This is a genomic window from Actinomadura chibensis NBRC 106107 (assembly GCF_001552135.1).
Lineage (GTDB): Bacteria > Actinomycetota > Actinomycetes > Streptosporangiales > Streptosporangiaceae > Spirillospora > Spirillospora chibensis.
Genome location: NZ_BCQP01000042.1, coordinates 47,375 through 61,750, shown reverse-complemented (window position 1 = coordinate 61,750; position 14,376 = coordinate 47,375). Strand labels below are relative to the sequence as shown.

Annotated in this window: 12 protein-coding genes; 10 read left to right on the top strand and 2 right to left on the bottom strand. The window is 73.2% G+C overall.

All coding sequences use genetic code 11. The features are described 5' to 3' along the window. Window positions 1-72: 72 nt before the first annotated feature. From ACH01S_RS24430 to ACH01S_RS24400, 7 genes are read left to right on the top strand one after another with little or no spacing between them, the layout of a single operon-like run. Window positions 73-1,470 carry a YveK family protein gene (locus ACH01S_RS24430; protein ID WP_148344042.1) on the top strand — a complete coding sequence of 466 codons (1,398 nt, stop codon included), beginning with the start codon at window positions 73-75 and terminating at the stop codon, window positions 1,468-1,470. Between the two features lie 58 nt (window positions 1,471-1,528). After that, window positions 1,529-2,674 (top strand): DegT/DnrJ/EryC1/StrS family aminotransferase, encoded by a 1,146-nt coding sequence (locus tag ACH01S_RS24425; RefSeq protein ID WP_067895848.1) that lies wholly within the window; start codon window positions 1,529-1,531, stop codon window positions 2,672-2,674. Between the two features lie 10 nt (window positions 2,675-2,684). Continuing rightward, window positions 2,685-3,875, top strand: coding sequence for a polysaccharide biosynthesis protein (locus tag ACH01S_RS24420; protein ID WP_067895842.1), 1,191 nt, complete (start codon window positions 2,685-2,687; stop codon window positions 3,873-3,875). Between the two features lie 7 nt (window positions 3,876-3,882). Further along, the gene (locus ACH01S_RS24415) at window positions 3,883-5,136 is read left to right on the top strand and encodes a glycosyltransferase (protein WP_148344043.1); all 1,254 of its coding nucleotides are present in this window, start codon (window positions 3,883-3,885) and stop codon (window positions 5,134-5,136) included. After that, the gene (locus ACH01S_RS24410) at window positions 5,133-7,868 is read left to right on the top strand and encodes an O-antigen ligase family protein (RefSeq protein WP_067895836.1); all 2,736 of its coding nucleotides are present in this window, start codon (window positions 5,133-5,135) and stop codon (window positions 7,866-7,868) included. The genes ACH01S_RS24415 and ACH01S_RS24410 overlap by 4 nt, the downstream gene beginning before the upstream one ends. A 4-nt stretch (window positions 7,869-7,872) precedes the next feature. Beyond that, the gene (locus ACH01S_RS24405; protein WP_067895833.1) at window positions 7,873-8,616 is read left to right on the top strand and encodes a sugar transferase; all 744 of its coding nucleotides are present in this window, start codon (window positions 7,873-7,875) and stop codon (window positions 8,614-8,616) included. A gap of 24 nt (window positions 8,617-8,640) precedes the next feature. Beyond that, complete coding sequence (locus tag ACH01S_RS24400) at window positions 8,641-9,558, top strand: hypothetical protein (protein WP_067895831.1); 918 nt, start codon at window positions 8,641-8,643, stop codon at window positions 9,556-9,558. A 39-nt stretch (window positions 9,559-9,597) separates the two neighbouring features. Here ACH01S_RS24400 and ACH01S_RS43775 read toward each other — a convergent pair whose 3' ends face one another. Together ACH01S_RS43775 and ACH01S_RS24395 are read right to left on the bottom strand one after the other, a co-directional pair. Next, window positions 9,598-9,747 (bottom strand): hypothetical protein, encoded by a 150-nt coding sequence (locus ACH01S_RS43775; RefSeq protein ID WP_157406305.1) that lies wholly within the window; start codon window positions 9,745-9,747, stop codon window positions 9,598-9,600. Window positions 9,748-9,971: 224 nt separating this feature from the next. Next, entirely contained in the window at window positions 9,972-11,537 is a 1,566-nt protein-coding gene (locus ACH01S_RS24395; protein ID WP_218010376.1) for a Rieske 2Fe-2S domain-containing protein, read from the bottom strand. 305 nt (window positions 11,538-11,842) lie between these two features. Here ACH01S_RS24395 and ACH01S_RS24390 point away from each other — a divergent pair, with 305 nt between their 5' ends. The 3 genes from ACH01S_RS24390 (at window position 11,843) to ACH01S_RS24380 (ending at window position 14,349) form a co-directional block, all read left to right on the top strand. Beyond that, complete coding sequence (locus ACH01S_RS24390) at window positions 11,843-12,694, top strand: sensor histidine kinase (RefSeq protein WP_148344044.1); 852 nt, start codon at window positions 11,843-11,845, stop codon at window positions 12,692-12,694. Then, complete coding sequence (locus ACH01S_RS24385; RefSeq protein WP_083981072.1) at window positions 12,691-13,338, top strand: response regulator transcription factor; 648 nt, start codon at window positions 12,691-12,693, stop codon at window positions 13,336-13,338. Before ACH01S_RS24390 ends, ACH01S_RS24385 begins: the two co-directional genes overlap by 4 nt. Window positions 13,339-13,425: 87 nt before the next feature. After that, complete coding sequence (locus ACH01S_RS24380; protein WP_067895823.1) at window positions 13,426-14,349, top strand: cytochrome P450; 924 nt, start codon at window positions 13,426-13,428, stop codon at window positions 14,347-14,349. The last annotated feature ends 27 nt before the right edge of the window (window positions 14,350-14,376 follow it).

Here is a 14,376-nt window from a genome sequence, read left to right as displayed (position 1 = left end):
GGTCGTCTTTTGGGCGATTGCGCCGAATAACCGCGTTCCTACGCTCGCCGTGACGAAGCCGGAGGAATGATCGTGGAGATCGACGAAGTCGCGGCGCGGGTGGTCCGCACCTACTGGGCGCTGCTGCTGGTCATGACGGTTCTCCCGTTGACGCTGGTGGCGCTGCTGATGAGCGGGCAGGAGCCGCCGTCGGTGGCGAAGTCGCGGCTGCAGGCGAGCAGCAAGGCGACGGACGCGGCACCCGGGGACGCGGGCGTCAGCATCGTGGTCAGCCAGGTGAAGGCGTTCGCGACCAGCGAGAACCTGCTGTCCAGGGTGCTGCGGGCGCAGCGTGTGGACCGTTCGACGACGAAGGTCGCGAAGGCGATCGGGGTGACCGGGCTCGGCACGTCCACGGTCGTCGAGCTGTCGGTGAAGGACGCCGACCCCGCCGTCGCGCGGAAGCTGACCGACGCGATCGGCACGGAGGTCGTCCGGGAGATCAACCAGTCGAACCAGGGGTCGATCAAGCAGCAGATCGACCAGATCGACGCGCGGGTCCGGACGCTGGAGCGGCGGCTCGGCCCGCTGTCGCGGCGGGCGGGCGCGCAGCCGAACCCGGACGTCGGCGCGGCGAACGAGCGCGAGCGCGTCCAGGCGGAGCTGACCGACCTGCGCTCGAACCGCTCGGACCTGCAGACGCAGCTCACCTCGGCGGGGACGGCGTCGGTCGTCCAGCCCGCGGTGCTCGCGCCGAAGTCGGACCCGGTCGTGATGATGTCCGCCATCGCGGGGCTCGTCGGGCTGATCGGCGGGATCCTGATCGCGGTGGTGGCGGAGATGGTCCGCCCGACGATCCCGGGGCAGCGGCGGGTCGCGCGGCGGCTCGGGGTGCCGCTGCTCGGCTGGGCCGACCAGGGGCCCGCGCAGCTCGCCGACCTCGGCCGGCGCGTCCGGCTGGCCGCGAAGAAGGAGGGCGTAGGACGGGTCACGCTGGTCGGCGCTCCCGGCCCGCTGCCCGCCGAGCTGGTGTCGTCGGTGGCGGCGGCCGTGTACGGGGACGCGACGAAGGTCGTCACCACGGCCCAGCCGGGACGCGACGAGGGCGGCGACGACGATGACGCCGCGCCGCCGTCCGGGAAGGGCGGGGACGGGCCGTCGCTCAACAGCAGCGGCTCCACCGGGAAGAGCACGTCGGTGGTGCGGGCGCGGCCGGGGACGGCGGTGCTCGCGAAGAAGTCCACCGCCGTGACGTCGACGGAGACCACGCAGCCCGTCCCGGTCCGGCAGCTGTGCCACGTGCACGCCTTCGAGGACATCGACCCCGGCGCCGACGACGAGGTCGGCGTGGTGGTGGCGGTCGGCCCGGTGACGACGGTCGCCGGGCTGGAGACGGTGCGGGATCTGGTCGCCGCGTCGGGGTGGCCGCTGCTCGGGGTCGTCGGCACGTCCCGCAAGTCCGCAGCGCCGCGCAGGAGCCGCCGCCCGTAGCACCGCGTTCGTAGAGCACCGCGTCCGTCAGACGTTTCGCTAGATCAAGGGGTGGTCCATGAGTTCGTCCGTTCCGTTCACGGTCCCGTCGGTGGCAGGCGAGGTGTCGGACGCCGTCGTCAAGGTGCTCGACTCGGGGTGGATCACGACGGGGCCGCAGACGGCCGCGTTCGAGCAGGAGTTCGCCGACTACCTCGGCGCCGCGCACGTGGTGATGGTCGCGTCCTGCACGACGGCGCTCGAACTGTGCCTGCGCGCGCTCGACCTGCCGCCGGGCTCGGCGGTGCTGACGCCGAGCCTGACCTTCTGCGGCGCGATCAACGCGATCCTGCACGCGGGGCACCGCCCGGTGCTGGTGGACATCGACGAGGACACGCTCGTGCCGAGCCCGGCGACCGTCGCGGCCGCCGCGGAACGGTCCGCGCCGGCGGCGATGATCGTCCAGAACCAGGGCGGGTACCCGGTGGACGTCGCCGCGCTGGCCGAGGCGGCGGGCCTCGACCGGAGCCGGGTCGTCGAGGACGCGGCGCACGGACCCGGCGCGCGCCGGGACGGCAAGCCGGTCGGGGCGGAGTCGCAGGCCGCGTGCTTCTCCTTCTACGCGACGAAGAACATGCCGATCGGCGAGGGCGGCGCGGTGGCGTCCGCCGACCAGGAGTTCGCCGACCGGGTCCGCGCGATGCGCATGCACGGGATGAGCAAGGACTCCTGGAAGCGCTACCTGCCGGGCGGGAGCTGGCGGTACGACGTGAAGACGGTCGGGCTGAAGGCGAACATGACCGACGTCCAGTCCGCGATCGGGCGGGCGCAGCTCGCCGCGCTGCCCGGCTGGCAGAAGGACCGCGCCGACCTCGTCGCCCGCTACGACGCGGCGCTGCGGGACCTGCCGGGGCTCGTCCTGCCGCAGCGGAACCTGGACGGCGTCACGCACGCCTGGCACCTCTACCAGGTCCGCGTCCGGGACCGGGACGCGATCAGCGCGGAGCTGGAGGCGGCGGGCGTCGCGACGTCGGTGCACTTCATCCCGGCGAACCAGATGACCGCCTACCAGGCGATCCTCGGCGCGGAGGAGTGCGCGGCGGTGCCGGTGACCGACCGGGTCGGCGAGGAGCTGCTGTCGCTGCCGCTGTATCCGGGGCTGTCGGCGGACGGGCAGGACCGGGTCGTCGCCGCGCTCACCGAGGCGCTGCGGACCCGGGGCTGAGGGGCTGACCGTGCGCAGGTTCCTGCCGCGCCGCGCCGCGGCGCCGCCGCCGGGGCCCGTCCCGGTCAGCCCGCTGGCGCTGCTGATGGGACGGGACGAGGTCGTCCTCGCGGGCGACCGCGGACGGCGGCTCGTGCGCGGCCGGCGGGTGCTCGTGACCGGGGCGTGCGGCACGATCGGCCGCGCCCTGTGCCGCCAGGTCGGACGGCTGGAACCGGCGTCGCTGTGCCTCGCCGACAAGGACGGCGAGGCCCTGGAGCGGCTCGGCGCGGCGTGCCTCGCGGACCCGGCGTGCGGTCCGGTGACGCTCGCCGAGGTGGACGTCCGGGACGGGGACGGCGTCGCCGGGCTCGTCCGGGACGCCCGCCCCGAGCTGGTGTTCCACACCGCCGGGCGGAGCGACCTCGCCGACGTCGAGCGGGACCCGTGCGGCGGCGTCGCCGCGAACGTGCTCGGCACCCGGCACGTCATCGACTGCGCGGTCCGGCACGACGTGCGGCGGCTCGTGTTCGTGTCGTCGGACAAGGCGGCCGACCCGACGTCGGTGCTCGGCGCGACGATGCGGCTCGGGGAGCTGCTGCTGCGGACGGCGACCGGCGGCCCCACCTGCTTCGCCGCCGTCCGCGTCGGCAACGTGATCGGCGAGGCGGAGCCGCTGCTCAGCCTGCTCGCGCACCGGATCTCCTCGGGCGAGACCGTCACCATCACCCACCCCGAGGTGGCGCGCCACTTCATGACGGTGGCGGAGGCCGCCGGGCTGCTGATCGAGGCGGCGGCGATGGCGGAGGAGGCGGAGACGTTCGTTTTGGACATGGGGCGGCCCGTCCCGGTGGTCGAGCTCGTCCACCGGTACGCCGAACAGCTCCGGCTGCCGGAGGTGACGATCCGGTTCAGCGGCCTCGGCCCCGGCGAGAAGCTCGCCGAGAAGGCGTTCGCCGACTCCGAGCGGCGGCTCCGCACCGCGCACCCGAAGATCTGGGCGACCCGCCCGGCCGCGCCGCCCGCCCGGCTGCCCCGGCTCCTCGACGAGCTGGAGGACGCCGCCGGGGCGGGCGACGACGACGCCGTCCGGCTGCTGCTGCGCCGCCTGCTCCCCGAGTACCACCCGGTCCGACGTCCGGCGCCCGCCGGGGACCCGGCCCCGCCGGTGCCGTCCCGGCTCTGCGACGCCGGGTGCAGCCCCGACCCACCCCGCCTGTGAGGTGCCCGTGAGTACAGCCAGGAAGCTCAGAGTCGCCACGGTGATCACCCGGTTCAACGGGGGCGCCGGGCAGGTCGCGCTGAACGGCGCGCTGGCCCTGCCCGAAGGCGACTACGAGCGCGCGATCGTCACCGGCGGCGTCGGCATGGACAGCAAGGCGCGCGCCTCCGGCCCGGCCTCCCCGGACGCCGCCTCGTCCGCGCGAAACGGCGTCCTCTACGGGGACGAGGCCGTCGCGAACGCCGCCGCCGGTGACCTCACCCCGCGGGCCCACGCCGCGGGGATGGAGATCGTGCAGGTCGGGCCGCTGGTCCCGCAGATCTCGCCGCGCGACGACATGGCCGCGCTGAAGACGCTGACCCAGGTACTCGCGGACGGGCGGTACGACGTCGTCCACACCCACAGCGCGAAGGGCGGCGTGATCGGACGCGTCGCCGCCGCGCGGGCGGGCGTCCCGCGCATCGTGCACACCTGGCACGGGTTCCCGTTCAACGAGTTCCAGTCGTGGCCGCGCCGGCGCCTTTACATACGCCTCGAACGGATCGCGGCTAAGCGCACCGACGCGTTCCTCGCGATCGGGTCGGAGACGGTGACGACCGCGCTGCGCCTCGGCCTGACGACGCCGGAGCGGGTGCGGCTGTCGTGGCCCGCCGTGGACGTCGCCGCGTACGCGACCGCGCCCGGGTCCCGCGCGCAGGCGCGCCGCCGCCTCGACCTGCCGCTCGGCGTGAAGGTCGTCGGGTCGGTCGGGCGGCTGACGTTCCAGAAGGGCCCGGAGATCTTCGCGAAGGCGATCGCGCGGCTGCCGGACGACGTGTTCGGCCTGTGGGTCGGCGGCGGCCCCATGGCGGACGAGCTGGCGGAGCTGACCGCGAAGCTCGGCGTCGGCGACCGGATGCGCTGGCTCGGGCACCGCGACGACGTCGCCGACGTGCTGCCCGCCTTCGACGTGATGGCGATGGCCAGCCGGTGGGAGGGCCTGCCGTGCGTGCTGGTCGAGGCGATCGGGGCGGGGATCCCGCTGGTCGCGACGGCCGTCCCGTCCAACCAGGACCTGGTGCTCGCGGGCGAGACGGGGATGCTCGTGCGGCCCGAGGACCCGGAGGGCCTCGCCGGGGGGATCGCCGCGCTGCTGGACGACCCGTCCGCCGCCGCGCGGATGGCGGACCGGGCGCGGGAGCGGGTCGGCGACTGGTTCTCGCCCGCGCACCTCGGCGCCGTCCTGGACGAGACCTACCGAGGGAGCTCGCACCGCCCATGACCGCGACGATCGACGCCCCGGCCCGCCCGGCGACGGAGCCCGCGCCGCCGCTGAAGCGGCGGCCGCTGGCGACGTCGGTGGCGCTGGTCGCGGGCATCGCCTCGCTGCCGCTGCTGATGCCCGCCGGGCTCCCGCCGGGACCGGGCAACACGGGGCTGCCGGACGTCGCGCTCATCGGCCTCACCGCGACCATGCTGCTGTGGGCGGGGACGCGGCGGCTGCCGGTGCGCTGGCCGTTCCTGCTCCCCACCCTGCTGACGATCATCGCGGGCGGGATCGCCGCCGTCGTCAACGACGCGGGCGCGCTCACCCTCGTCAAGGACCTGTTCGTGCTGCTGTGGGCGGTGAGCATCGCGAACCTCGGACGCGACCCGGCGCTGCTGAAGGTCGCGCTGCGCGCGTTCGTGTGGATCGGCACGTTCTACGCCCTCGTGATGATCGTCGGGTTCGTGCTGGGGATCGAGGCGCTGTCGGGCAAGCAGGTCGACGGCGAGCGCGCGATGTTCACGTTCGGCGACGCGAACTACGCGTCCAACTGGTTCATCTGCGTCTTCTTCATCGCGCGGGCGACGCGGTTCCCGGCCACGCCGTGGCGGCGCTGGACGGTCTGCGGCGTCCTGCTCGCCGCCGAGATCCTCACCGGCTCCAACGGCGGGCTCCTCGCGCTGGTCGCCGCGATCCTGCTCGGGTACCTGTTCCGGCTGTTCCGCGAGGGGAAGGCGCACCACGCGATCGCGGTCGGCGCGCTCGCCGTGTTCGTCGGGGGCGGCGGCGTCGCGGTCGTCACGCAGGTGGACGTCCAGCCGCTGCTGGACCGGGCCAGCGAGGCGTCCCCGATCCTGCGCGACTCCATCGGGCGGACGACCGGGGAGAGCACGAACTCGCGCAGCACCGTCCTCGCCACCACGATCCAGATGATCGAGGACCAGACGCATCCGTGGGGCATCGGGCCGGGCCGGACCGAGGCGGAGATGCTGATCCGGCAGGAGACCTACGTCCGGGAGGCGCACAACGACTACGTCGCGTCCGTGCTGGAGCGCGGGTTCCTCGGCGGCGTCGCGCTGATCCTGCTCGTGTTCGTCCTGCTGCTGAAGTGCGTGCGGATCGCGCGGCGGAACGCGCTGACGCGGGAGTACGCGCGGCTCGTCCCGCGCCCCGAACTGTTCGGCGCGCTGGTCGCGGTGTTCCTCATCTCGGGACTGTTCTACGAGACATTGCATTACCGGCACGGATGGGCGTTCTTCGGGCTCATCGCCGCCCTGGACCTGTTCGGACGGAGGCAAGTGGCGCCCGACGCGGCGGCGGTCACGCCGGAGAAGCAGAAGCGGCGGAAAAGGCGCGGCGAATTCCGGGAGTCGGCGCCGCCATTGGTGAAACCCGTCGTCCCGGATGAGCCGGAGAAAAAGCCGGAAAAGGCGCCCGAGAAGGAGCCGGGGGAAGCGAGCGCGGCCAAGCTCAAGCGGCGGCTGATCGCGCTCGTCGCCGGGAACATGGCCGGGCGGATCGGCGCGCTCGCCTCGCTCGGCCTCGCGACGATCATGGTGGCGCGGATCGGCGGGCCGAAGCTCGTCGGCGCGTTCACGCTGGTCAGGATCCTGCCGGGGCTGCTGTGCCAGTTGTCGAGCGCGGGGCTGCCGGGCGCCGCGCCGTTCTTCCTCGCGCGCGACGGCTACGACCAGAGCCGGGTGCGGCCCACGCTCGCCTGGCTGACGGTGATCGGCGCGACGATCTCCGGGGTGGGCTGGCTCGCGCTCAGCCCGCTGGTCTTCCTCGTGTTCTTCAAGTCGTTCGGGATCTGGGTGACGGTCGCGGCGGCCGTCCCGTCGTTCACGCAAGGGTTCGTGTCCGTCGGCAAGGGCCTCCTCCAGGGGACCGACGACCAGCCCGGCGCGAGCCTCGCCATCGCCGTCGAGGAGTTCGTGTTCCTGCCGATCTACCTCGTCCTCCTCACCGGCTGGTACGGGCCGGGCGCACTGATCGCCGGGCTGGTGCTCGCCGACATCGCGGCCGCGGCGTGGATCGCGCGGCGGCTCGCCCGGCGCGGCTTCTTCGCCGGATGGGGGCGCCCCGACCCGAGGCTCGGCCGGTCGATCGCCGGGTACGGGTTCCGCGGCTACCTCGGCCAGCTCATCGACCTGCTCCAACTCCGGTTCGACATGGCGCTGCTCGGGGCCCTCGCCGGGCCGAAGGTGCTCGGCGTGTACACGGTCGCCAGCAAGTTCGCGGAACTCGTGCAACTCCCCGGGCTCGCGGTCAACTACGTCCTCTATCCCGACTTCGCGAAGGAAGACCGGGAGACCGCGACGAAACGAACGTCCCGGCTGATCCTGCCCGCGCTCGGCGTCTCGGCGCTCGCCGCGCTGCCGCTCGCGCTCGTCGCCGGGACCGCGCTGCCGTGGATCTTCGGGGACGTGTTCGACGACGCGGTCGTGCCCACCTACATCCGGCTCGCCGGGGTCGTCACGTTCGGCGTCACCGGGCTGATCATGGCCTACCTGTACGGGGTGGGACGGCCCGGCGCCGCGTCCACCGGGCAGGGCATCGGCCTCGTGGTCGTCGTGGTGCTCGGCGCCGTGCTGATCCCGACGCACGGCGCGACCGGCGCGGCGATCGCCACGTCCCTGTCGTTCGTCGCGACCACGGCGGCGCTGCTGGTCTGGTTCCAGCGCGTCAAGAACACGTCCCCGAAGTCCGCGTCCGTGAGAACCACGTCTTCTACAGGCAAGGGGTGACCCCATGTCCGAGGACCACGCCGCGCTGCCGAGCCGTCCCGTCGACCCGTCCGACGGCGTCGCGCCGTCCAGGGCGCGCCGCGTGCTGGACGTCGCCGGAGCGGTCGCCGGGCTGCTGCTGCTCAGCGTCCCGCTGCTGGTCATCTTCACGCTGGTGAAGCTGTCCAGCCGGGGGCCGGGCGTGTTCCGGCAGACGCGCGTCGGGCAGGGCGGGCGGCCGTTCGTCATGTACAAGTTCCGGACGATGCGCCAGGGCGTCGGCGGCCTCACCGTCACCGCCAACTGCGACCCGCGGCTCACCCGGATCGGCAAGCTGCTGCGGCAGTGGTCGCTGGACGAGCTGCCGCAGCTCGTGAACGTCCTGCGCGGGCAGATGACGCTGGTCGGGCCGCGTCCGGAGACCTACGACCTCGCCGTCCACTACCCGCCGGACTGCCGCTGGATCTTCGACCACCGGCCCGGGCTGACCGGGGTGTCGGAGGTCCGGTTCCGCGACTTCGACGTGCTCGGGCCGGGCGAGGAGGTCGACCTCGTCAACTACATCGAGCGGATCGTCCCGGCGCGGGTCGCGGTGGACGCCGTCTACCTGACCGACCCGTCGATGCGCGCCACGCTCGGCGCGATCTGGGACACCGTCAAGCACATCCTCGGCTTCACCGTGCCGCCGCTCCAGGTGGAAGGGGCGGGGGCCGTCCAGGAGACGGCGCCGCACGCCGCCGCCGCGAAGGAGCCCGGCTCCGCCGCCTGACCGCCCGCACTCGGGGAGGACGCCATGGACATCCGGGACGTGCCCGTCAAGGTCTGGGCCGTCGCGGGCGCGCTGCTGCTCTCGGCCGGCGTCCTGCTCTACGCGCAGCACAGGTCGTCCGGTTACGAGCCGTACGACGGGCCGCTCGCGACGCCCGGCACGCCCGCCGCGAAGCCCGGCGAGACGCGGCGGATCGCGCTGAACACCCAGCCGTCCGACTACCCCCGACTCCAGGCCCTCGGCTACGACCTCGTGGACGTGAAGCCGGACCCGTCCCTAGTCGCGGGCGTCCCCGCGGGTATGCGGGCGCTGCTGTGGGTCGGCAACTTCACCTGCGGCGACTTCGAGCTGGACTTCGAGGACTTCCAGCAGGCCGTCCAGCGGTTCGGGCACGACCCGAAGGTCTACGGCTGGTACCTGTCGGACGAGCCGAACACCGGCGAGTGCCCGGACGTCGCGAAGGAGATCCGGCGGCGCGCCGAGTACGTGCGGCGGCACGCGCCCGGCCAGGTCTCGTTCATCTCGCTCACCGACTGGCCCATGAAGCCGCTCGCGCCGGGACGCGTCGGCGTCGACCTGATCGGGCTCGACCCGTACCCGTGCAAGGGCTCGACGAAGGCCGAGGACCGCTGCGACATCGGGGCGATCGACCGGATGGTCCGGATGGCGGACGAGGCGGGCATCCCGCGCGCCAAGGTCGCGCCCGTCCTTCAGACGTTCGGGCAGAGCTGCTCGAACGGCGACAAGAAGTACTGGATGCCGACGCAGGATCAGTTCAAGCAGATCCTCGCCCGCTGGGACCGGCTCACGCCGCGTCCCCCGCTGGAGATCTCCTACTCCTGGGGGCGCCAGCACGAATGGGCCTGCCCCACCCTCGCCGACGCCTCCGGCGGCGCCCATCCGGACCTGCAGAGCATCATGAAGGCCCGAAACAGCCAGTGACCTGGGAAGATCCGGAAAGACCCGGGGAGACCCGGGAGATCAGTCGCCGGGATTATCGGCTATGGCCGGGTGCTCCGCCCCGGACGGCACCAGGAAGTCCAGTGACCCGAGCTTCACTGCCAGGATCTCCATCACACCGACGATCACCACGAAGGCGACGACCATCAGGCCGAGCTTCGTGCGGTTCAACCCGCGCAACCCTTACCCCCCACACGAACAGGCAAGAAACCTAACACGGCGTAAGCATGGTCATATGCCGGACACGCCAAAAATGCGGCACCCCCCGGCCCCTGTGCGCTCGGGACCGGGGGACGCCGCATGCCGGGCCGTTTCGCGAGACGCGAACGCGGATCGGGAAACGGCCCGGCATGCGTGACGGGGGTTCCAGGGGGTCGCCCCCTGGGCGACTCAGCTCAACCGATTCTGCGGCTGGTGAGGTTGGCGGCGCGGGCGTTGACGCATTCGCCGGTGGCGAGGTCGAAGGCGAAGTTGTGCGCCAGGCAGTGGATCCGGCCGTCCCGCAGGACGGCCCCGACGGACAGGTCCTCGCCCGCGTGCGGGCAGTAGCGGGGGATGTCGTAGCGGCCGCCGTCGCACTCGACGGTGATCCGCTCGGACTCGTCGCGTCCCGTCTCGTACGCCTCGACGGCCATCAGCGCGGGCGCGTTGGCGTGTTTGAGCAGGCCGACGAGGTAGTCGTTGTAGACGTCGGGGTCGCGGTAGAGGGTGAGGCGGAACGAGATGAGCAGGTCCTCCCAGGCCATCCGGCCGGTGAGGACGCCGTCCAGCCAGCGCCCCGCGGTGGTGATCCGGTAGTGCGGGCGGACGTCCGGGGACGCCTCGGCGACGGTGAGCCCCTCCGGCCGGAAGTCGACGTCCCACACGCCGCCGTTCGGGCCGGTGATCTCGAACCGGACGACCATCGCGATCTGCCGGAGGAAGTAGTCGCTGAGCCCGCCGAGCCGGTGGAAGTGCGCGGCGAACCGGTCGAACAGGCCGGGGTCCGGCTCGGGGTTCTCGGCCAGCACCCCGGCGATCGCGGCGGCGCGGTCGGCGGCGTACCGCTCCAGGTACGCGGGGCGGTCGGCGTCCGCGAACGAGAACTCCGCCGACACCGGGTCGCGGACGACGTCGCCGGTGTCCAGGTCGAGGACGTCGCCGGGCTTGAAGTAGTCCCAGCGCTGCCCCGGCAGGTGCTCGCGCAGCCACTCGGTCGAGACCTCCGGGTCGCAGAACGCGCCGTCCCTCTGGTCGAGCACCCGGTTGAGGCCGGCGACCTCGTCGTCCAGGAAGCAGGGCGGCCCGGCGAACGGGACGGCGAGCTCCGGCGCCGTCTGCCGGACGAGCCGCTGCGCCGCGCGCAGCTTCGACACCCGCTTGTCCATCGAAATCTTGGCCATTTCGGCGGGCGGGTACTCGTAGCAGATCGGGTGCCAGGAGGCGCCGGACGTCTGCAACGCCATCAGGTCCAATCGGCCGCCCGCGAGATGTTTGGCGCGGCGCGCCTGCGCGGCGGTCAGCCTGGCGTCGTTGCAGTGCAGGATCCCGCGCCCGTCGGCCACGACGAGAAAGGCCGCGTCATGGCACATCGGGGAGAGTTCCGGAATCGCGGTGATCCAGGATCCCTGATTGTCCAGCGGGAATTTCTCCCAGTCCGCCAACTCGATTACCTGGCGGCCGCCCGCGGCCGCCGTCATCCGCTCCCGGAAGGCCGGTCCCGGATAGCGCGGAATGAGGATTCGGGTCCGCGCCGGAAGCCGGTCGATGACCCACGGGTCGAAATGATCTAGGTGTTCGTGCGACACCGCGACCCAGTCCGCGTCCAGCATCGGGACGAGATCCAGGTGATCGTTTCTCGGATACTGGTGCCAGGCTCCGAGAAAGGCCCCCGTTGGAGCGAGCCACGGGTCCGCGAGCAGGTGGAACGCGGCCGCGTCCACCGCCACCCCCGCATGTCCGAGAAATGTGACCTTCGGCATGTGCAGATTGTGCGCCGACGGGCCCGCGGGCGCACCCGCAGTAATGCGCAAAGCGGCTACGCCGTAGGCATGAAAGAAAGGCCGACAAGTGAACTGACAATCCCGTCGCGACGCACCGTCAAACAGAAAGGTTCACCCTCTGATCTGCATGTCCACTTCTGGTCAGCCACTGGTCTGTTGCGGTCAATTGACTGGACATAGGCGGCGGCGCCGGGCGACCGTCATAGACGTGCTGGAATAGCGGACGGGGGTTCGTCATGGACATGGGGCGGTCACGGTCGTCCCCGGCGCGCGGCAGGGTGGGCGTGGGGACGCTCCCGGCCGGGCCGGGACCCGGGCGCCACGACAGGCCGCCGCCCGCTTCGGACGGCGGGCACCTGCTCTGGCGGCGCAGGCTCAGACACGACATCCGCCACGAGCTCGGCACGATCATCATGCTGGCCTCGGCCGTCGTCGTCGCGGAGGACGTCGGCGACACCAGCCGGGCCCGCATCGAGCAGCTCCTCGGCGAGACCAGGTGGCTCGACCACCTGCTGCGGCGGCTCGACGAGGACGACGCGGAGGAGAACGGCGACGCGCGCCCGCTGCCGAGCCCGGAGCGCATCCGGGTGGACGACCTCACCGCCGAGGTCGTGACCGGGATGCGGCTCTCCACCACGCACGAGGTGTGCTTCGCGGGCGGCGAGGCATGGGCCCACATGGACCCGGTCGCGCTGTGGCGGGCGGTCCGCAACGTCCTCGACAACGCGTGCCGCGTCGCGGAGGGGCGCGTCGACGTGCGGGTCGAGGCCGACCAGGGCTGGGTCGCGATCCAGGTCGACGACGACGGCCCCGGCTTCGGCGCCGCCCCCGCCGCCCCGCGCGACACCGGCGCGTCCCGCAGCGCTGGCGCTTCCCGCGCCCCGGAGTTCCCGCGCGGGCGGGCGCGGCGCGGGCTCGCCTCGCTGGGGCTCGGCATCGTCCACGACCTGATCTCCGGGTACGGCGGCAGCCTGGAGATCCGCACCTGCGAGATGGGCGGGGCGCGCGTCCGCATGCTGCTGCCCGCCGCGCCGCCGCCCGACGACCCGGTCGGCCCGCCGACCGCGACCGGCTCCCCCAGCGCCGCGGGACCCCCCGCCGACCCGCACGGCGACGACTGGCGGCGCCATCCATGAAAATGATCATCTGCGACGACCACGCGGTCTTCGCCGAGTCGCTGTCCCTCGTCCTCGCCGACGCCGGGCACAGCGTCCTCGCGGTGACCTACTCGCCCGCGGAGGCGCTGCCGGTGCTGCGCGCGCGGCGGCCGGACGTCTGCCTGATCGACCTGCAGTTCCCGTCCGGCACCGCGCTCGACTGGATGCCGCGGCTGCGCGCCGCCGCGCCCGGCACGCGGTTCGTCGTCCTCACCGGCTTCCTGGAGCAGCCGGTGCTGGACGCCGGGGTCGCCGCGGGCGTGCGCGGGTTCGCGCACAAGGGCCAGCAGGCCCGCGACATCCTCACCGTGCTGCGCCGCGTCGAGGACGGCGAGGTCGTCGTCGACCAGGCGGCCCGGCGCGGCGGCGCCCGCCCGCGCAGCCAGGCCGAGCAGGTCGCGCGGTTCCTCACCCCGCGCGAGCGCGAGGTCCTCACCCGGCTCGCGCGCGGCGAGTCGACGCAGGCGCTCGCGAAGGCGATGGGGGTGACGCGCAGCACGGCGCGCAGCCACGTGCAGAGCGTGCTGAGCAAGCTCGGCGTGCACTCGCAGCGCGAGGCGGTGATCGAGGCGGCCAGGCACGGGCTGGTCAGCGTCGAGACGGGCGAGTGGCTCGCGGGTTGACCCCGCCCCGCCGTATGGGACGGCCGAATCCGGCCCTTCAGGGTTCGGCCGTGACGCGTTAGCGTCCGCCTAGAAGAGGAGGTGCCCATGCCTCAACGGCGAGGTGTCCTGCCGACCGCACTGCCCATCACCGACGCGGGCGCGCTCGACCGCGCGGACACCTACGCCCGCGGCATCCCCCACGACCGGCTGGAGCGGCTCCGCGCCAGGACGCCCGTGGTGTGGCTGGACGGCCGCGCCGCCGGACGCCCCGGCTCCTGGGCGGTGCTGCGCTACGCGGACGTCCAGCACGCGCTCGTCCACCCGGAGCTGTTCGCGCCGCAGGGCGACGGCGTCGTGCACGGCCCGGCGACCCGCCCCGACCCCGGCGTCGGCGGCCACTCCCCGGACGGCGGGCCCGGCGACGCCCACGACGCCGCGCTCATCGACATGGAGCCCCCGGCGCGGGCGATGCTGGCGCGCGTCCCGTCCAAGGAGCCGGTGGACTTCGTCGGCGAGGTCGTCGGCGACCTTCCCGAGACGCTGCGGAACACTCTCGCCGGGGGCCTGTACGCGTTGCTCCGCCATCCCGCGCAGTTCGCCCGGCTCCGCGAGCAGCGGTTCGACGACGGCCTCGTCGACAGCGCCGTCGAGGAGATGCTGCGCTGGTGGACGCCCGTCCTCCAGGTGTGGCGGGTCGTGCAGCGCGGCACCGTGATCGGCGGCGTGCCGCTGCTCGCCGGGGAGCGGGTTACGCTTTGGCTTGTGTCCGCGAACCACGACGACGAGGTCTTCGCCGAACCTCGGCAGTTCCTCCCCGAGCGGTTCCTGCGGGACGTCCGGTCGCATCTCTGCTTCGGGTTCGGGCAGCGCGCGTGCCTCGGCGCGCGGCTGGCGCGGGTGCACCTGCGGGCCCTGCTCGACGCGGTGCTGGAACGCCCCGGGCTGCCGCAGCTCGCGGGCGAGCCGGTGCTGGTGCGGTCGAGCGCGCGGCACGGGTTCGAGCATCTACCCATTCGCTGGACGGCCTGAACTCCGCCCGGCCCGAACACCGTAGGT

What these genes read in the sequence shown, in the direction of transcription:
- ACH01S_RS24425 (WP_067895848.1), top strand. Translation starts at nt 1,529, where the DNA reads ATGAGTTCGTCCGTTCCGTTCACGGTCCCGTCGGTGGCAGGCGAGGTG.
- ACH01S_RS24410 (WP_067895836.1), top strand. Translation starts at nt 5,133, where the DNA reads ATGACCGCGACGATCGACGCCCCGGCCCGCCCGGCGACGGAGCCCGCG.
- ACH01S_RS24405 (WP_067895833.1), top strand. Translation starts at nt 7,873, where the DNA reads ATGTCCGAGGACCACGCCGCGCTGCCGAGCCGTCCCGTCGACCCGTCC.
- ACH01S_RS24400 (WP_067895831.1), top strand. Translation starts at nt 8,641, where the DNA reads ATGGACATCCGGGACGTGCCCGTCAAGGTCTGGGCCGTCGCGGGCGCG.
- ACH01S_RS24395 (WP_218010376.1), bottom strand. Translation starts at nt 11,537, where the DNA reads ATGCCGAAGGTCACATTTCTCGGACATGCGGGGGTGGCGGTGGACGCG.
- ACH01S_RS24385 (WP_083981072.1), top strand. Translation starts at nt 12,691, where the DNA reads ATGAAAATGATCATCTGCGACGACCACGCGGTCTTCGCCGAGTCGCTG.
- ACH01S_RS24380 (WP_067895823.1), top strand. Translation starts at nt 13,426, where the DNA reads ATGCCTCAACGGCGAGGTGTCCTGCCGACCGCACTGCCCATCACCGAC.